The 17312-nt window shown below is 61.1% G+C and carries 17 protein-coding genes; 5 read left to right on the top strand and 12 right to left on the bottom strand.

Going from position 1 to position 17312, the window contains the following annotated elements; translation table 11 throughout:
* The first annotated feature begins 11 nt into the window (after positions 1–11).
* From coaBC to dut, 3 genes are all read left to right on the top strand, one after another.
* Positions 12–1241, top strand: coding sequence for a bifunctional phosphopantothenoylcysteine decarboxylase/phosphopantothenate--cysteine ligase CoaBC (coaBC, locus tag WJ542_RS07895; RefSeq protein ID WP_411188739.1), 1230 nt, complete (start codon positions 12–14; stop codon positions 1239–1241).
* An 80-nt stretch (positions 1242–1321) separates the two neighbouring features.
* Entirely contained in the window at positions 1322–2329 is a 1008-nt protein-coding gene (locus WJ542_RS07890) for an LLM class flavin-dependent oxidoreductase (RefSeq protein ID WP_411188738.1), read from the top strand.
* Between the two features lie 43 nt (positions 2330–2372).
* Positions 2373–2819 (top strand): dUTP diphosphatase, encoded by a 447-nt coding sequence (dut, locus tag WJ542_RS07885; RefSeq protein ID WP_411188737.1) that lies wholly within the window; start codon positions 2373–2375, stop codon positions 2817–2819.
* A gap of 182 nt (positions 2820–3001) precedes the next feature.
* On the opposite strand, the gene WJ542_RS07880 is transcribed toward dut, so the two are convergent.
* From WJ542_RS07880 to clpS, 3 genes are all read right to left on the bottom strand, one after another.
* A complete protein-coding gene (locus WJ542_RS07880) occupies positions 3002–3130 on the bottom strand; it encodes a hypothetical protein (RefSeq protein ID WP_411190599.1) in 129 nt (42 codons plus the stop codon).
* A gap of 87 nt (positions 3131–3217) precedes the next feature.
* On the bottom strand, positions 3218–5518 hold the full coding sequence (gene clpA, locus WJ542_RS07875; protein ID WP_411188736.1) for an ATP-dependent Clp protease ATP-binding subunit ClpA: 2301 nt from the start codon (positions 5516–5518) through the stop codon (positions 3218–3220).
* Positions 5515–5829, bottom strand: coding sequence for an ATP-dependent Clp protease adapter ClpS (gene clpS, locus WJ542_RS07870; protein ID WP_027794151.1), 315 nt, complete (start codon positions 5827–5829; stop codon positions 5515–5517). Before clpS ends, clpA begins: the two co-directional genes overlap by 4 nt.
* A 595-nt stretch (positions 5830–6424) precedes the next feature.
* On the opposite strand from clpS, the gene cspD reads away from it, so the two are divergent.
* Complete coding sequence (gene cspD / locus WJ542_RS07865; RefSeq protein ID WP_017776809.1) at positions 6425–6631, top strand: cold shock domain-containing protein CspD; 207 nt, start codon at positions 6425–6427, stop codon at positions 6629–6631.
* 92 nt (positions 6632–6723) lie between these two features.
* On the opposite strand, the gene WJ542_RS07860 is transcribed toward cspD, so the two are convergent.
* The 3 genes from WJ542_RS07860 to WJ542_RS07850 all read right to left on the bottom strand — a co-directional run bounded on the left by WJ542_RS07860 (position 6724) and on the right by WJ542_RS07850 (position 9422).
* The gene (locus WJ542_RS07860; RefSeq protein ID WP_411188735.1) at positions 6724–8355 is read right to left on the bottom strand and encodes a multicopper oxidase family protein; all 1632 of its coding nucleotides are present in this window, start codon (positions 8353–8355) and stop codon (positions 6724–6726) included.
* Positions 8356–8493: 138 nt separating this feature from the next.
* Positions 8494–8823, bottom strand: coding sequence for a hypothetical protein (locus tag WJ542_RS07855; RefSeq protein WP_411188734.1), 330 nt, complete (start codon positions 8821–8823; stop codon positions 8494–8496).
* Between the two features lie 404 nt (positions 8824–9227).
* Positions 9228–9422 carry a helix-turn-helix domain-containing protein gene (locus tag WJ542_RS07850; RefSeq protein ID WP_411188733.1) on the bottom strand — a complete coding sequence of 65 codons (195 nt, stop codon included), beginning with the start codon at positions 9420–9422 and terminating at the stop codon, positions 9228–9230.
* Positions 9423–9651: 229 nt separating this feature from the next.
* On the opposite strand from WJ542_RS07850, the gene WJ542_RS07845 reads away from it, so the two are divergent.
* The gene (locus tag WJ542_RS07845; RefSeq protein WP_411188732.1) at positions 9652–10212 is read left to right on the top strand and encodes a zinc ribbon domain-containing protein; all 561 of its coding nucleotides are present in this window, start codon (positions 9652–9654) and stop codon (positions 10210–10212) included.
* Between the two features lie 65 nt (positions 10213–10277).
* Here the strand turns inward: WJ542_RS07845 and WJ542_RS07840 are convergent, their stop codons facing one another.
* The 6 genes from WJ542_RS07840 to WJ542_RS07815 all read right to left on the bottom strand — a co-directional run bounded on the left by WJ542_RS07840 (position 10278) and on the right by WJ542_RS07815 (position 17261).
* Positions 10278–10574 (bottom strand): hypothetical protein, encoded by a 297-nt coding sequence (locus WJ542_RS07840; protein ID WP_411188731.1) that lies wholly within the window; start codon positions 10572–10574, stop codon positions 10278–10280.
* Between the two features lie 83 nt (positions 10575–10657).
* Positions 10658–11938 (bottom strand): IS256 family transposase, encoded by a 1281-nt coding sequence (locus WJ542_RS07835; RefSeq protein ID WP_411188333.1) that lies wholly within the window; start codon positions 11936–11938, stop codon positions 10658–10660.
* 242 nt (positions 11939–12180) lie between these two features.
* The gene (locus WJ542_RS07830; protein WP_411188730.1) at positions 12181–14565 is read right to left on the bottom strand and encodes a phage/plasmid primase, P4 family; all 2385 of its coding nucleotides are present in this window, start codon (positions 14563–14565) and stop codon (positions 12181–12183) included.
* Positions 14562–14939 (bottom strand): hypothetical protein, encoded by a 378-nt coding sequence (locus WJ542_RS07825; RefSeq protein WP_411188729.1) that lies wholly within the window; start codon positions 14937–14939, stop codon positions 14562–14564. The genes WJ542_RS07830 and WJ542_RS07825 overlap by 4 nt, the downstream gene beginning before the upstream one ends.
* A gap of 309 nt (positions 14940–15248) precedes the next feature.
* Positions 15249–15947, bottom strand: a complete 699-nt coding sequence (locus WJ542_RS07820) for a hypothetical protein (protein WP_411188728.1) — start codon at positions 15945–15947, stop codon at positions 15249–15251.
* Between the two features lie 57 nt (positions 15948–16004).
* Positions 16005–17261 carry a tyrosine-type recombinase/integrase gene (locus tag WJ542_RS07815; RefSeq protein WP_411188727.1) on the bottom strand — a complete coding sequence of 419 codons (1257 nt, stop codon included), beginning with the start codon at positions 17259–17261 and terminating at the stop codon, positions 16005–16007.
* Positions 17262–17312 lie beyond the last annotated feature (51 nt).

Below are 17312 nucleotides of genomic sequence, written 5' to 3'. Positions count from 1 at the left end.
GACCTGACCTGATGAACACGTCCGCAGCGAACCCCGGAGAACTGGCCGGCAGGCACCTCGTGATCGGCATGACGGGCGGCATCGCCTGCTACAAGATCGCCGAGCTCACGCGTCTTCTGACCAAGGCCGGCGCGACCGTGCAGGTCGTGATGACCGAAGCGGCGACGCAGTTCATCACCCCCGTCACGATGCAGGCGCTCTCGGGCCGCCCCGTCTACACGAGCCAGTGGGACGGGCGCGTGCCGAACAACATGGCGCACATCGACCTCTCGCGCGACGCGGACGCGATCGTGATCGCGCCCGCCTCCACCGACTTCCTCGCGAAGCTCGCCAACGGATTCGCCGATGACCTGCTCTCCACGCTGTGCGTCGCGCGCGACTGCCCGCTCCTCGTCGTGCCCGCGATGAACCGGCAGATGTGGGGCAACCCGGCGACGCAACGCAACGTCGCGCAGTTGCGCGCGGACGGTGTGACGACGCTCGGCCCCGATTCGGGCGCGCAGGCGTGCGGTGAAGTCGGCGACGGGCGCATGCTGGAGCCGGAAGCAATCTACGAAGCGATCGTCTCGTTCTTCGCGCCCAAGGTGCTCGTACACCGCCGCGTGCTGATCACGGCCGGCCCGACCTTCGAACCGATCGACCCGGTGCGTGGCATCACGAACCGTTCGAGCGGAAAAATGGGCTTCGCGCTCGCGCGCGCGGCGCAACAGGCCGGCGCCGAGGTGCATCTGGTGGCCGGTCCCGTCGCGCTTCAAACGCCTTGGGGCGTGTATCGCGAGGACGTGCAGACCGCGCAGCAGATGTACGACGCGGTCATGCGCGCGGTGCCCGACTACGACATCTTCATTGGCGTAGCGGCCGTGGCCGACTGGCGCGCCGATCACGTCTCCGGGCACAAGATCAAGAAGACGGCCGAGCAGCGCATGCCGACCTTCAGTTTCGTCGAGAACCCGGACATCCTCGCCTCGGTTGCGGCGCTCGAACATCCGCCCTACTGCGTCGGCTTCGCGGCCGAAAGCGACGACCTCGACGTGCACGGCGGGGAAAAGCGCCGGCGCAAGAAAGTGCCGCTTTTGATCGGCAACCTCGGCCCGCTGACCTTCGGCCTCGACGACAACGAAGTCGTCCTCTTCGAGGCAAAGGGCAGCACGAAGCTGCCGCGCGCGGCCAAGCCGGCACTCGCGCAAACGCTGGTCGCCGAAATCGCGCGGCGTTTGCCGGACCAGAGCATCATCTCGTGACACGCGCGCCGCGCCATCGGCCTCCGGCAACGGTCAGGGCCAAGGCGGCGCGCGTCGCAAACGGAGCAAGGTGAGCTGTCATGACGCTACTTTCCGTACTCGACCAGTCGCCCGTGATCGCCGGGCACACGGCGGCCGACGCGATCGCCGCCACCGTCGAACTCGCGCAGCTCGCCGACGACCTCGGCTACACGCGCTACTGGTGCGCCGAGCATCACGGCCTGCTCGGCGTCTGCAATCCCTGTCCCGAAGTGATGCTCGCGCGCCTTGGCAGCGTGACGAAGCGCATCCGCATCGGCTCGGGCGGCATCATGCTGCCCTACTACAGCCCGTTCAAGGTGGCCGAGCAGTTCATGATGCTCGAAGCGCTGTTTCCGAACCGCATCGATCTGGGCGTCGGGCGAGCGCCGGGCGGCGACATGCGCACGGCGCAGGCCGTCGCCGCCGGCGAGTACGACCGCGGCGAGCACTTCCCGCAGCAAGTACAGACCCTCGTCGGGCTGATGGACGGCACGCTGCCGAAGGACGACGTCGCGAGCGGCGTGATCCTGCAACCACGCGTGGAGACACGGCCGCAGCTCTGGGTGCTCGGTTCGAGCGACTTCGGCGGCATGCTGGCCGCGCAGCTGGGCTTGCGCTTCTCGTTCGCGCACTTCATCAACGCGCACTTCGGGCATCTGGTGGCGAGCGCCTACCGCGAGCGCTTCCAGCCGGGGCACGAGGCGAAACCCTATCTGGCCTGCGCGGTCTTTGTGATCTGCGCCGACACCGAACAGGAAGCCGCCGACCTCGAAAAGGCGGTCGACCTGCGTCGCGTGCAGATGGCGCTCGGACTGAACGCGCCGATTCCGAGCGTCGAGCAAGGGCTCGCGCAGGAATACGGCGAACGCGAGCAACTCGTGATCGACCGCGAGAAGCCGCGCAGCATCATCGGCACGCCCGAAAGCGTCACGGAGCGCCTGATCGGCGTGCAGGAGCGCTTCGCGGCCGACGAACTGATCGTGCTGACCGTTGCCGGCAGCTACGCGGCACGGCTGCGCTCCTATGAATTGCTGGCGCAAGCGTTTCAGCTTTCCCGACAACCCTGACCTCTGACCTGCAAGGCCGACCCGGCCGGACACTCTCTAGCCCATGAAAATCGACATCAAGATCCTGAACGAGCGCATGCGCGACCAGCTACCCCAATACGCAACGACGGGCAGCGCAGGGCTCGACCTGCGCGCCTGCATCGAAGCGCCGCTTACGCTCGAACCGGGCGAAACGAAGCTCGTGCCGACGGGCCTCGCCATCCACGTCGCCGATCCGGGTTTTGCTGCACTAATCCTGCCGCGCTCGGGCCTCGGCCACAAGCACGGCATCGTGCTGGGCAACCTCGTCGGCCTGATCGACTCGGATTACCAGGGCGAACTGATGATCTCGACCTGGAACCGCGGCCACACCACGTTTACGCTCAATCCGCTCGAACGCCTCGCGCAGCTCGTGATCGTGCCGGTCGTGCAGGCGCACTTCAATATCGTCGACGATTTCGATGCGAGCGAGCGCGGCACCGGTGGCTTTGGCAGCACGGGCAAGCACTAAGCTGCGGCTTCAGGCTCCAACGAAAAAGCGCGCCATGGCGCGCTTTTTTGCTTCCTGGGCGTTGCGCCAGGATCAAGCCGAGGCGTCCGGCCGCGTTGCGCCCGCGGGCACCGCGCGATGCCGATACCACAGCGCATAGACGATCACGAGCACCGCGAGAAACGCAAGGCCATAGGCAAGCGTCATGCGGAATTCGCGCGTGAAGGCCGTACCGACCAGTACGCATAGCGCACGACGAAGCCCGCCAGCGGCCCGATATAGTGCTCGGCGTAGGCACCGAACGAGCCGGAGGTGAGATGAGCGACCGTCATCTCCGCGAGCGGCGTGCGCAAAAAACAAAACGGCGTGGACCATAACGTCCGCGCCGTTTCTCTTCGAGTGAAGCCGAAACGAACCGCTTATTCTACTTCGACCGCTTCCGGGTTCGGATTGCGCGGGGCAGGCGGCTGCTCGTCGAACGTGAGCTGAACCTTGTCCTCCGCATCCACGTCCACGGTCACGCGGCCGCCGTTCATGAGCTTGCCGAACAGCAGTTCGTCGGCCAGCGCGCGGCGGATCGTATCCTGAATCAGGCGCTGCATCGGGCGCGCGCCCATCAGCGGATCGAAGCCGTGCTTCGCGAGATGCTTGCGCAGCGCGTCGGTGAAGAGCGCATCGACCTTCTTCTCGTGCAGTTGATCTTCGAGCTGCATGAGGAACTTGTCGACCACGCGCATGATGATTTCCTCATCGAGCGAACGGAAGCTGATCGTCTGATCGAGCCGGTTGCGGAACTCGGGCGTGAACAGGCGCTTGATGTCGGCCATCTCGTCGCCCTGCTCGCGCCGGGTCGTGAAGCCGATCGTTGCCTTGTTCATCGACTCGGCGCCCGCGTTCGTCGTCATGATGATGATGACGTTGCGGAAGTCCGCCTTGCGGCCGTTGTTGTCGGTCAGCGTGCCGTGGTCCATCACCTGCAGCAGCACGTTGAAGATGTCGGGGTGCGCCTTCTCGATTTCGTCGAGCAACAGCACGCAGTGCGGCTTCTTCGTGACGGCTTCGGTAAGGAGACCGCCTTGATCGAACCCGACGTAGCCCGGAGGCGCGCCAATCAGGCGGCTCACCGCATGGCGCTCCATGTATTCGGACATGTCGAAGCGGATCAGCTCGATACCGAGCGTGAACGCGAGCTGCCGCGCCACTTCGGTCTTGCCGACGCCGGTCGGACCCGAGAACAGGAACGAGCCAATAGGCTTGTCGGTCTTGCCGAGGCCCGCGCGCGCCATCTTGATCGAAGCCGAAAGCGCATCGATGGCCGGATCCTGGCCGAACACCACCGACTTCAGATCGCGGTCGAGCGTCTGCAGCTTGCTGCGGTCGTCCTGCGACACGCTCTGCGCCGGCACGCGCGCGATCTTCGAGATGATCTCTTCGATCTCGCTCTTGCCGATGGTCTTCTTCTGTTTCGACTTCGGCAGGATGCGCTGCGCCGCGCCCGCTTCGTCGATCACGTCGATCGCCTTGTCGGGCAGATGACGGTCGGTGATGAAGCGCGCCGACAGTTCAGCGGCTGCGTTCAAGGCGCCCGACGAATACTTCACGCCGTGGTGCTCCTCGAAACGCGACTTCAGCCCGCGCAGGATCGCGACGGTCTGTTCGACGGTCGGCTCGACCACATCCACCTTCTGGAAGCGCCGCGAAAGCGCCGCGTCCTTTTCGAAGATGCCGCGGTATTCGGTGAACGTCGTCGCGCCGATGCACTTGAGCGTGCCCGACGAAAGCGCCGGCTTCAAAAGATTCGACGCGTCGAGCGTGCCGCCCGAAGCGGCGCCCGCGCCGATCAGCGTGTGAATTTCGTCGATGAAGAGAATCGCGTGCGGACGCTCCTTGAGTTCCTTCAGCACCGTCTTCAGACGCTGCTCGAAGTCGCCGCGATACTTGGTGCCCGCGAGCAGCGCGCCCATGTCGAGCGAGTACACCTGCGCGTCGGCGAGGATGTCCGGCACTTCGCCGCGCGTAATGCGCCAGGCGAGACCTTCCGCGATTGCGGTCTTGCCGACACCGGCCTCGCCCACGAGCAGCGGATTGTTCTTGCGGCGGCGGCACAGCACCTGCACCACGCGCTCGACTTCCAGCTCGCGCCCGATCAGCGGATCGATGCGGCCGTCCTTCGCCATCTGGTTCAGGTTCTGCGTGAACTGGGCGAGCGGCGTTTCCTTCTGGCCAGCGGCGTCTTCGGCTTCCGCGTTGGCGTCGCTCGCCTTGGCGGCTTCGCCGCTGCTCGTCTTCGCTATGCCGTGCGAAATGAAATTCACCACGTCCAGACGCGTGACACCTTGCTGCTGCAGGTAGTACACCGCGTGCGAATCCTTTTCGCCGAAGATCGCGACGAGCACGTTCGCGCCCGTGACTTCCTTCTTGCCGTTCGAAGTGGACTGGACGTGCATGATCGCGCGCTGGATCACACGCTGGAAACCAAGCGTGGGTTGCGTGTCGACGTCGTCCGTGCCGGGAACCGTGGGCGTGTTGTCGTGAATGAAGTTGCGCAGGTTCTGCCGCAAGTCTTCGATATTGGCGGCACACGCACGCAGCACTTCCGCCGCTGTTGGGTTATCCAACAGCGCCAGCAGCAAATGCTCCACCGTAATGAACTCATGCCGCGCCTGACGTGCTTCCATGAACGCCATGTGCAGGCTGACTTCCAGTTCCTGGGCAATCATGCTTCCTCCATCACACACTGCAGCGGGTGCCCCGCTTGCCGTGCGTGGGTAACGACTTGCTCAACTTTGGTCGACGCGATATCTCGCGTATAGACCCCACAAATGCCCCTGCCTTCGCGGTGAACCTTCAACATGATCTGTGTTGCGGTCTCGCGGTCCTTGTTGAAGTATTCCTGCACGACCATCACGACGAATTCCATCGGCGTGTAGTCGTCATTCATCAGCACGACCTTGTACATGGAGGGCGGTTTGACCTGCTGTTCCTGCCGCTCCAGTATGGTTGAGTCCTGCTTGTCCGGGATAATCGCCATACACCCATTCTAAACAACTCGGACAGGCCCGCAATCCTGCCGAAACCCGACCGGCCAGCCGGTGAATCCACTGCCGCAATACCTGCGCATGCGAAGCTCCCATCTGGCCACGACCGGCTGCGGGCCGGCCCCTTTTTTTAACCTCGATACTGAATCGATTGCTGCGTTCTTTGCCTGTTGCGGCTCGTCCAGCAGCTTTCGCGCCAACCTCGAAATCAGTATCGCACAACCTGCGCCGCGCCGTTGGCGCCCACTGTCGGCGTCCGCACGCAAACACAAAATTTCCGCACTGCAACGCATCTCATGTGCGTCGATTATGCGACTTTTCAAGACGCATCGCTCGCCTCTGTCCAACGCGCAAGAAAAGCGGGAAAAACCCTGGAAATGCGCTCTTTACAACGCGTCGCAGTGCATCTCAAATTGCTCTTGACAACAGAATAAAGAGCCCCAACAATCAAGCTGGCACTTTTTTCAACCGTCTCAAACTCGAAAAAATGCCGTTGGTGAGCTTGTGAGGAGGGGGCGATCGCAACAAACGATCGTTAAGCTTTTCGAACTGCTCGTGGTAGTGACATGAGTTACAGGGGAAGTAGGTATGGCAACCGGTACGGTCAAGTGGTTCAACGACGCGAAGGGTTTCGGATTCATCACGCCGGATGAAGGCGGCGAGGATCTGTTCGCTCACTTCTCGGCCATCCAGATGAATGGCTTCAAGACCCTCAAAGAAGGTCAGAAGGTGAGCTTCGAGGTCGTGCAAGGCCCGAAGGGCAAACAGGCATCGAACATTCAGGCAGCAGCCTGATCTGTTCGGTACCCGTACCTTGGAAACCCGGCTCCGGCCGGGTTTCCTTTTTGTGACATTTCTTTGTGGTCCTGCTGCGATCCTGCAAGAAATCAGGTTACGCGCAGCGTCCCCATCATGCCGAGGTCCTCGTGCTCGAGGATGTGGCAGTGGAACATGCGGTCGCCCGCATCGCGCTGAACCGTAGCGATCCATACCGTTTCGCCCGGCTCGACGTTCACGGTATCGCGCCACGCCAGCAAGGGCTCCTCGGCGCGCGTCCCCGCCCGCTCCCGCGCCACGATCTGAAACTGCGTTCCGTGCAGGTGGAACGGATGATCCATGTCCGCGCGATTCTCGATAGACCATTCCTCGACTTCGCCGCGGCGGCTCGTTAGCGTCACGCGGTCCGGGTCATACGTCGCCCCATTCACCAGAAAATGCATGCCGCGGGGCATCGGACGTGCGGATGCACCCGGCTGGTGCATTGCTGCCATATCCATGGCTTCGCTGAACACGACCGATTTGCGCGTCCGAGCCGGCCCGAGCGGCGCGATCGACCGAAGCCGCGCGGGCAGTTCGGGCGATGCGGCAGCGGCTCCCGGCGTAGCGACGCCCGGCACAAAGCGCACGTCGGCCAGCACGAGCGCCGCATCGGGCGGCAGACTGCCGCCCATCATCGCCATCTTGCGGCGGTCGTATTGCGCGGCCACCAGCCGGGCGCCCGAAGCCCGCGCACCGGCACGCACGATCAGTTCCGCGCGTTCGCCCGGCGCAAGCAGCAGCGAGGTCACCCCTTCCCTGGGCGCGCCGAGCAGGCCGCCGTCGGTGCCGACCTGCGCGAACGGACGCCCGTCGTCGAACGCCAGCAACAGATAGCGCGCGCTGCAGCCGTTCCAGACACGCCAGCGTTCGTCCTGCATCACGTCGATCCGCGGACGCCGTGCGCCATTGACGAGCGCGAACTGCCCTTCGCGTCCGTTCATCCAGTCCATCATGCTGTTCGGCGCAATCGTGCCGTCGGCGGCGAGCTTCAGGTCGGACACGAAGAGGTGGCGCTCGGGCCACGAGGCGAGCGGATCGTCGGCGGCACGCACGACAATCGGACCCGCCAGCCCGCGGAACACCTGCTCCGCCGTCATCATGTGGGGATGCGGGTGATACCAGTACGTGCCGGCACTGCCCGCCGGCAGCGTAAATCGATAGGTCCGTTCGGCGCCCGGCGCGACCGGATCGGACGGGTTGCCGTCCTGGTCCGGCGGTACGGGCAGGCCGTGCCAATGGATGGTAGAAGGCTGCGACAGATTGTTCACGAAGCGGATTTCGACCGTGTCGCCTTCGTGCACGTCGATGAGCGGACCGACTACCGGCCCGCCGGAATCGGCAGCGCCGGCTCCGGCATCGTATTGCCAGAACAGCGTATCGGGCTGTCCCGGCAGCAGGGGCCGCGCAAAAGGATGCGCGACGAGGGTCGAGCGGAAATGCCCCGGCTCGCGGCTTTCGTTGGCAAGCCTGCGCAACGCGGGGAGCGGCGCACCGGCCTGCAACGCATCGGCGGCGGCAAGCGGCGTGTGCGCCGGCATCGCGCCGTGCGGCATGCCCTGCATGCCCTGCATGCCGGCCATGCCGGATGCGTCAGGTTGCATGGGTATCGCATGACTATCGTCCTGCGCGTAGGGGGTGCGTGCGTACAGGGAAGCAATCGCGGCGCCCAGGGCGCCGGACAGGAATGCGCGTCTTCGCATCGTTGAAATCCTCCTTCAAGCGTCTTGCGCGGCGCGAGCTGAAGCGCGTGCCGCGCGCGTGATCGTGGGTCGCGCCTGAACGTGGCAGGCGCGAAACCGGCGTTGAGCCGCGCTCGTGAAGAGCACGGGAATCACCTATCAGACGATCGGAGGAGGCAGCGGCGGCGCGTGCGTGATGCCGGCACGCAAAGGTTCGGACAACGAGACAACTTGCGCGCCGGCGCCTGGTTCGGTGTCGAAGCACAAACCGGTGGTCGGCAAAACGCAATGCATGGCACAACTGACGACACAGCAATCCGCGTCGCAGGCGCCATGCGCTTCATGGCACGCGGCCTTGACGAGCGCGTGGGCACCGGCGACGACGCGCTCGCCATCCGACACCGGCGCTTCGTGCCCGCACGCCGTAGCTGTGCGCATGCCCAGCAGCGCGAAGGCGCACACAAGCAGGAAGCGGAAAACAAGGTTCATTCGGAAAGCCGGCGGCGCGCGACGGGGGTATCGATGCACCCGGGCCCAAACTTCGCGTTCGGGCCCGGAGCGGGCTCACATTCGATCATTCTGTGCAAATAGCCAGCGAAGTGTTGTCGGCCCTGCATCGGTAACATACGCACTTCGAAATCCCCTCCCAATTCCCCTCCCATCGTGCTCGATCCCCGGCGAACAATGAGTCCAACAGCACGAACTTCCGCTGTGGCTCTCAGCCACCTTTGGCGGGAAAGAATTCTTTGCCCGGCCCCCATCCCCCCCGGGGGGGGAATACATAAGGGGCACAGGGGGTAATTTGCAGGTGCGCCCATAGAAAATTTGCGGGGAATCCGAAATTGTTGCAAATACAAGTATCAGGCATACATCCCTAGCTTGCCGACTGTCCTCTAGCCCAACTCTTCCAAAATGCTTCCGGGACGAACACCCAGCAGACGAGCAAGCTCCAAAAACTCTATAACGTCGATACGACGCTCACCGCCCTCAATCTTGGCGATGAACGACTGAGGACGGCCAAGGCGTGCAGCTAACTCCGCTTGGCTGATACCGCGCTCCTTTCGAGCAGCAATCAGGCGATCGAGCATGAGCCGATATTGTGGTGTGTGGGTGGACTTCACCAAGGCTGACCATGTGGACTGGGGAGCCTTGATTAATTAAACCCGTATCGGGATAATCCCAAAATAGGATTGAAGATCCACCCGCCGCTGGACTGTGTCGAATCTATGACGAAGCAATTCCCGGCACCCGCATATCAACGCAGTAATTGCTCGACTTCCCCTGAGCTGGAAATCGACTGCACGGAGGCGACTGATCATGCTTACAAAAATGCAACGCGGGTTTCGCGCATTCGGGACCGGGCTGACGAGCGGCAAAGCGGTCATGATCTTGGCCAAGACGTATGGGCTCGCCCTCGATCACGAAAATAGTGAGAAGGTCCGGCTCATCGGACTCCAATGGGAAGGGGAACTAAGCGCAGACGAGTTGGCCGTTTACTACATAACCGACTACATCAAGAGCTTTTCTGCGGTCCCTAACGCCCCAGAAGTGAAAGCCTCCTTAAATTTTTTGCTGCAACAAGCAAAAAATCAACAAGCACGGGGCTTGATTCGGCGGGATTGGATCATCGAGAATCTAAGTCAGGAGATTGCCTTACGATCCGGAGTCGCCGACCTGTCAACGCCAGACATTGAGAGCGGCCCTGCCAATACGGCAGAGACAAACACTCAGGCAGCACCGACCGAGACGACCAAAATCATAGTCAATTGCCCGTCCTGCCAACAGCGTCTGAGAATCCCGAGCGGCGTTCGCTTGGAGGTAACGTGTGCGAAATGCTCCACGAGTTTCGAGATCGAGCCGGGAAACGTTGCTGGCTGAGATAGGTACGATCCCCGGCAAACGGAATCGATCCGCATACTACGATGCGCCACCTGTCCGAATGCTTACGGATGGAGGAGCACAGAAGATTCTGGGGCAGTACGCGGGGGTACCCAGAAGCGGTGATACTGTCCCCGTGAACTCCATCGGCGCTTGCGCTGCCAGCCAAGCTCCAACAGCACGGGGCTAATGTATTTCCCCTGAGTGTTGAGCGCGGCCTCGAATTCAACCATCGAAAACGGACGATTCCGTGTAATTTCCGGCAAGGCGGCAAACCACTCTGCGAACTGCTGCCGCAGCGACGATTTGACCGGCTCGCAGTCTGCCACGAGGCTAGTTAGCCGCTTGATGTAGGCGCTCATGCTGTTTTTTCGGTGGTGGTTAGGTCGTTACACATTCAATGACGAGCAATCGTCAATAGTGGTGTACGGGCGGGACGGCATGATCAGGCGGCCAGCGCTTGAGGAGCCGGTGTGCTTTCAATCACCGGGTTTCCGTCTTTGAACGGAACGCCCTTCAGAAGCTGATCAATTTTCTCGGCGCTGCGAATCTTCCTCCAGGTCTGCCCGGCCGCTTCAATCAGCTTGAACGCCATCGCCAGGAAGGTCGCGCGCGACAGACAGTTGCGCGTGCGGCTCGTGCGATGGCGTACCGTCGCAAACGTCGATTCGATCGGATTCGTGGTCCGCACATGCTGCCAGTGCTCCGCAGGGACATCGTAGAACGTGAGCAGTGCGTCTCGATCCTTCGTGAGCTTCTCGACAGCCTTCGGGTACTTGGCCGCGTACACGTCGACGAACTGATTGAACGCAACAATCGCATCGGCGCGCGTCGCGGCATTCCAGATCTCTGCGAGCGCCGCCTTGGCCTTGCCGTGCTGCGATTTGGGCATCGCGTTGAGGATATTTCCGACCTTATGAAACCAGCAGCGCTGATGTCGCGTTTGCGGGAACACCTCATCGAGTGCCGCCCATAGTCCCATCGCGCCGTCACCAACCGCGAGCAGTGGCGGCGCCTGCAGGCCGCGCGCTTTCAGATCGAGCAGCAGTTCAATCCACGACTGTTTCGACTCGCGGTAACCGTCGCTGAGCGCAACGCGCTCCTTGCCGCCGTCCGGTTTCACGCCGATGATCACGAGCAGGCACTGCCCGTCCGAATCCTCTGTGCGGGCTTGAGTATGGATGCCGTCGGCCCACCAGTAGACCCAGCGCGAGGCGGACAGGTCGCGCTTGTTCCACTTCTCGTACTCTTCTGACCATGCGGCCTTCAGGCGGCTCACGACGCTCGCTGACAGCCCTTTAGCCTGCTCGCCGAGCAGCTCGGACAGTGCGTCGCCCATGTCGCCGGTTGAGACGCCTCGCAGGTACAGCCACGGCAGCGACGATGACACGCGCGGCGACTTGCGCACATAGGGCGGCACGATCGTCGAATTGAACTTGATGCCGGAGCTCGAGCGGTCGCGAACCTTCGGTACCTTGACCGGCACCGGGCCTACCGCCGTGACGATCTCGCGCTCTGGCAGGTAGCCGTTGCGCACGACCGCGCGCCGGCCGTCCATCGTCTTCACATTCGAATATTGCTCGAGCATCGCCGCCAGTTCCGCCTCGATTGCCTGCTGGATGATCCGCCGCGCCCCTTGCTGGATCAGATCGTCCAGGCCGGGTGCGCCCTCAAATTGCGGTTCTGCTGTTTGACTGCTGCTCGTTTCCTGCGTATGTTTCGCCATGGTGGTGGAGTTCGATTGAGGAAGTGTTACCGTGGAAAGCAACATTCTCCATCAATCGCCACCGCCTTCTCCTGCCTCCTCCCTACGCCGCATACACCACTTCCGACGATAACTCTTCAATGACGCCCCTCCTCCGGATGATCCGGACGATTTCATGCCATTTTCAGTAACTCCCCTATGAGAAAGACATAGAGAAAAGATCCTGAAACACGAGAAAATCATCCGGATCATCCGGCGGCGAGTCAGAGGTTTCGCATGGCCGCCTGTTTGCCCGCGCTGTTCAACGCAATCCCGCTGGCGCATTTGTTGCCGCTGCCTGCCTTAACTATCGGAATATTCCGCTCCACCAGCCGCCGACCGAAGGCTTGCCGTGTCATCGGATGCTTGTAGCCCGACTCGCGCGCCCATACCGAATATGCCCTGTAGAGTTCAGCCGTCGGCGTGATCGCCCCCGCAACGAAATCCACGTGCTCATCAACCCACTGCCCGAGCATGTCCATGTCAGTCTGATAGGCGGCCCCAGCGGCTCTCACCTCCGCTGGTGGATTCAACCCCTGCCGCTGCCAGTCCCGCAACCCGGCTAGCGCCCAGTTCAAAACGCCCGCACCCTCTCCGCGCAGCTTCTCCGATAATTTCTCGTCGCACTCGGCGTCGCTGATAGTTTCTTCAAACGGAACCAATCGGACTCGACGCCATATCCCATGATCACCGCCCGAAATAACCGGCCGGTGGTTGCCGACAATCATCAGCTTGTGCGTCGGTGCCCACTCAACATACGATCCATACGGATTTCTCGCCTGCATCGTATCGCCGCCGGTCATACCCTTGATCGTGGCCTCAGCAAAGCGAGCACTTTCCTCCAGTTCCGATGCGAGCGCGAGACGACGCCCCTTGAGCAACATGAGATCCGGGCTGGCGGCACCGGGATCACGCTTCGCAAGCATCAAAGTCGTCGTCGGAAGCACAACGGCATAGTCACCCAGCAGCCAACGAAGTAGCTCGGCGTATGTCGTCTTTCCGTTACGGCCCAGACCGTACAGAAACGCAAAACACTGCTCACGCACGTCGCCAGTCAAGGAATATCCTGCGAGCCGCCGGAGAAACGGCGCAAGATCCGGCTTCCCCCTCGTGATACGCTCGATGAAGGCGTCAAGGGTTGGTGCCACAGCATTTGAATCAAACGCAACGGCACAACGCTTGGTCACTTTCAACGATGGGACAACCGCCAAAAGCTGGCCGGATCGGAGATCAAGCACGCCGTTCGCCACGCCGAGCAACATAGGATCAGCATCCAACTCGTTCAGTCGAACGGTCATGCCCGGTTCAGACTGCGCCAGCTTGACCATCGAATTAATTCGTTGCTCGGTGCTGCTTCGCTCAACATGCGCCATAAGGCGCTTGGTCTTAACGTCATCGGGGGCCGCCTGCCATCGTTGGGCGGCATAGGAACGAAGTTCAGCAATTGCCGACTTAGCTGCTCGTACATCCTCACCCGGCGACGCATGCACCCAGCCAACGCCGTCTTCAAAGCTCAGAACGTCATCGGTTTCGTGGACAAACAACAATCTGTTCACATTCAGATGCGCGTAAATCTTTCCGTTTCGGATGTCGCCAGTGGCACCATCATCAATCTCGGCAACGCGTTGCGGCGTCCCCTCCGCTTGCCAACCGGCAAGCTTCGCATAGTGAACCAACGAGCCAAATCCGATGCCCCGATTCGGTCTAAAAGACTTCCAAATCTTCGCGAATTCGGCCTCGTCAAAAACCTCCGGCACGGTTCTGCTCCATTCGCGAGCGATGCTCTCGGCGCAGCTCCAGCCAGTCGCGGCGATTGCCCAGACAATATTGCGCCACTGCTCACGATCGCAATTTGCCGGTATTCTCGCCACCATCGACTCGACCCGCCCGATCTCCTCCGGCGTTTCCAATGGAGCCGAAACGCCTGCTCCCGCCGTCAAGTTATTCGCGGGAAACGACACATGGGCCGGCGGGGCCATCGAGCGGCCAAGCGCGATCAAATAATCAGGATCGAGCCATGCCCCCGTGTTGCTTTCGCAGAACGCGTCGGACGCCGTTTCTGGCGGGCAACTCGGCAAGTAGTACAAGCGCGAAGGGTCTCGACACTGGCGATCACAGTGTCCATCGAGAAGGGCGTTAAGCCCCTGCCAAACCTCCGGCCACTCCTCCTTGGTGCAATCGCGGGAAAGGGGGAATACGATCCGATACTTGACGATACCGTTGAGCCGCCTGGGTTCGTGCCCATGAGACGAATGCGCGATCCAAGTGTAGCCGTCGATGTTGGGGCGAAGCAGTTCCAGCATAGGCGCACGCTTCGTCACAGACACAATTAGCCCCGTCGTCTTATCCTTCTGCCCCTCGGTGTCAATGTCGGCGACGGCCATCGAAATTGCCCCAACGTTGTCTTTAGCTCTGGTCGCCCCCGGCATCATCTTCACTGGTGCAAACGCGGCACCTGATTTCCTCACACGGATATCGCGCTTCGCCAACAGCGTCGAAACTTGGAGCCACGTTCCATGGTTCTGCTTGCCCGTGATATCCGTCTCACCGGCGTAACGCATAACGGCCAGTTTGCGTTCATCGCGCTGACGACCCGAGGCCGTAGTCATACGAGCCTCCACGTTCTGTCTTGCGCGGGAGCATAAAGGGCGTTGAGCAGTTCAGCGAACAGCTGCCAGTTCTCCTCAGCCACGAATAACCCGCTTGTCTCCCCGACGTGGCGCCACCGCTCTGGCGGTGAAATCAGCGGATCTACTGCGCACATATCGCACACGGCAACGATCTCGATTGCCGTAATAACCCCTTGGTCTACGCTTTTGTGGATCGCAAAACAGAATCCGTCGTGCACGTCCCCGCAATGTGCGCACGTGGTCATACGTCCTGACTCATGCAAATCGGTGAAAGCGAACGGCAGCACCGCCACGACATCATCCGCGTAGTTTTGTGCGGTGTAGCCCGAGCGAAGACGTTTCGAATGCTTCATTCTCCGCCCCCTTCCGTTTGACGAATGAGTTTTCGAATGTCTTCGACGCGCCACGCCGTGATCCGAACGCCAAGCGTCTTGACTGCGGGCGGGTAACGCCCCGTTCGAACTCCCTCCCACCAAGTGGATTTGCTGACGGGAATAATTGCTGGGACTGGAGGAATAGCGCGCGAGTCGCCGATGATCTGACGTAGGCGCAGATAGCCAGTTTCAGGTAGTTGGTACATAGATGCCGTCCGTTGTTGGCTGAAGACAGGCACCATCGTATTGGGGCGGACTTCGGCACTCTATCCGCCCAAGACCACATAGTTAGCCCTTCTTAGGGGGCTTGACAATCTTCGATATTTCAACCCCGATCAGACTCGTATCGAGAACGACATTGGTAATATCCGCTACGGTGCTATGCAGCGATTTGGCATACTCCGACGCAATATATTTCGCGAGTTCACGCACAAAATACAGCTTGCGGAAGTCATCTGACTGCCCAGACACTCGCTCCACAACGCGGGATTTCAACATCGCTTCGCTCGCGAGATTTTCAGCTTGACGAGCGAGCGCGTCCAAGATGTCAATTATGGGAGGCCATTCGCGCAGCAGGGAGTGTGCACACGTAACGCGAGTCATTCCGTCCAAGTTTTCCCAGCCGGCGATTCCATTGATATCCATTGCCTCAGAAGAGAAGAACTCATATACACGCCGATCCAATGCACCATCAGCTATGGCGAGCGACAACTCCTGTGCTTGCCCTGCGATCTTCAAATAATCGTCACGCTCGGCCGAGCGCAGTTTGGTCGGCGGCTTGCGGCTTGCATCCTCAATGACGACTATTTCCCTAAACAACAACCAGGCGTGGTCGGCGTGTCTCGCGTGTTTACCGAGCGTGCGCCATGCGCCATCCATTTCCGCACGGGTAATCAGGCGCTCAAGAATGTCTCGTCCCCTCCCTATGACTTTTGTGTCGTAACGCTTGATCAATGTGTCCGGTGCATACTTTACATATCCGGGCATTCACGCCTCCTCGATCGATGCACGTGCCAAATACTTCTCGCCTTCGGCTCATCGACCTCAAGCGCTTCTCGCCGTAATGCTCACCACGTTACCCGCCATAGAAATCGCCGTTTGGCGGTCAATCTCGTCCGCCAGATACTGCAACGCACGCCGCCGTTCCATCTCCAACTCGTGATGGTGATAGCTCGCGGCCGTCAGGCTGCGCTCGGCGTGTGCCAACAGTAACTCGACTACATCGCGACCGAAGCCATGTTCGCGCAACAGCGTCGCTGCGGTACCGCGCGTGCCGTGCGGGGAAAACTCCGGAACGCCAAAGTCCAAACGCTTGAACAAGTGATTGAGAGTCGCATCAGCCATCGGCACGACCGCCCGGAACGCGGACGGAAACACATACTCGCCGTCACCGGTCAATGCCCGTTGCACAGCAAGTAGCTCCAGCGCTTGACCAGACAAATACACGCGATGCGGGCGTCTTGACTTCATGCGTTCGGCCGGGATATCCCACTGCGCTTTGTCGATGTCGAACTCCCGCCACTTCGCGCGCAACACTTCAACCTTGCGACACATGCTATACATCAGCAATCTTGCCGCCGCCGTTGTGGACGGATACGCTCCCTGCTTGCCCAACGCCCGCCAGAAGGCCCCCAGTTCCGATTCGTTCAGATGCCGATGGTGCTCGGCCTTCGGAACCCGGATGACACCGCACAGCGGCAATGCCGGATTCGATTCAACCAACAGTTTCTGGATCGCGTAGTTGTAGACCTGTTGAATGAGCACCCGCACGTTCTCCGCCGTGTTCGGGGTCTCACGCCTCTGTTCAATAATTGCAAGTACATGGGCGGGCTTCACATCCTCCAGTGCCTTGCTGCCAATGTCAGGCCATACGAACCGATCCAATAGCGAGCGCATTTGCGCACGGTAACCGTCGGATTTGCCACCTAATCGTTCGTCCAGCCATTTGAGCGAGAACGCCTTAAACTGCCCTTCGCCGGCCGTCAGGATCGCCCGAGCCTTCCTCTCAGCCTCGTCGGTTCGCTTGTGCGCGGCCGGATCCTGCCCCTGCTCCAGCATTGCCCGATATTCCGCATGGCGGTCACGCGCGTCGGCAACGGCAATTTCAGGATAACGGCCTATCGTTACCTCCCGCCGTTTGCCGTCCATCCGATATTGATATGCCCACGTCTTGGATCCACCGGGCTGGACCATCACAAACAACCCGCCCCCATCAGCCAGCTTGTACGCCTTCTCTTTCGGTTTCGCGTTGTTCAGGCGCGTTGGCGTCAAGACATAATTGAAGTGCCTGCCCCGGCTCATACCCCCTCCCAATGGAGTGAATGGAGGTGGATTAGCGCGTAAATCCCCGCC

The organism is Paraburkholderia yinzeri (genome assembly GCF_046581065.1).
Taxonomy (GTDB): domain Bacteria; phylum Pseudomonadota; class Gammaproteobacteria; order Burkholderiales; family Burkholderiaceae; genus Paraburkholderia.
Note: the sequence above shows the minus strand (reverse complement) of the source record. Positions and strands in the feature narration are given on the sequence as shown.

Coding starts and splice junctions, on each gene's coding strand:
- coaBC (WP_411188739.1), top strand. CDS start 12: ATGAACACGTCCGCAGCGAACCCCGGAGAACTGGCCGGCAGGCACCTC.
- WJ542_RS07890 (WP_411188738.1), top strand. CDS start 1,322: ATGACGCTACTTTCCGTACTCGACCAGTCGCCCGTGATCGCCGGGCAC.
- dut (WP_411188737.1), top strand. CDS start 2,373: ATGAAAATCGACATCAAGATCCTGAACGAGCGCATGCGCGACCAGCTA.
- WJ542_RS07880 (WP_411190599.1), bottom strand. CDS start 3,130: ATGACGGTCGCTCATCTCACCTCCGGCTCGTTCGGTGCCTACGCCGAG.
- clpA (WP_411188736.1), bottom strand. CDS start 5,518: ATGATTGCCCAGGAACTGGAAGTCAGCCTGCACATGGCGTTCATGGAA.
- clpS (WP_027794151.1), bottom strand. CDS start 5,829: ATGGCGATTATCCCGGACAAGCAGGACTCAACCATACTGGAGCGGCAG.
- cspD (WP_017776809.1), top strand. CDS start 6,425: ATGGCAACCGGTACGGTCAAGTGGTTCAACGACGCGAAGGGTTTCGGA.
- WJ542_RS07860 (WP_411188735.1), bottom strand. CDS start 8,355: ATGCGAAGACGCGCATTCCTGTCCGGCGCCCTGGGCGCCGCGATTGCT.
- WJ542_RS07855 (WP_411188734.1), bottom strand. CDS start 8,823: ATGAACCTTGTTTTCCGCTTCCTGCTTGTGTGCGCCTTCGCGCTGCTG.
- WJ542_RS07850 (WP_411188733.1), bottom strand. CDS start 9,422: ATGCTCGATCGCCTGATTGCTGCTCGAAAGGAGCGCGGTATCAGCCAA.
- WJ542_RS07845 (WP_411188732.1), top strand. CDS start 9,652: ATGCTTACAAAAATGCAACGCGGGTTTCGCGCATTCGGGACCGGGCTG.
- WJ542_RS07840 (WP_411188731.1), bottom strand. CDS start 10,574: ATGAGCGCCTACATCAAGCGGCTAACTAGCCTCGTGGCAGACTGCGAG.
- WJ542_RS07835 (WP_411188333.1), bottom strand. CDS start 11,938: ATGGCGAAACATACGCAGGAAACGAGCAGCAGTCAAACAGCAGAACCG.
- WJ542_RS07830 (WP_411188730.1), bottom strand. CDS start 14,565: ATGACTACGGCCTCGGGTCGTCAGCGCGATGAACGCAAACTGGCCGTT.
- WJ542_RS07825 (WP_411188729.1), bottom strand. CDS start 14,939: ATGAAGCATTCGAAACGTCTTCGCTCGGGCTACACCGCACAAAACTAC.
- WJ542_RS07820 (WP_411188728.1), bottom strand. CDS start 15,947: ATGCCCGGATATGTAAAGTATGCACCGGACACATTGATCAAGCGTTAC.
- WJ542_RS07815 (WP_411188727.1), bottom strand. CDS start 17,261: ATGAGCCGGGGCAGGCACTTCAATTATGTCTTGACGCCAACGCGCCTG.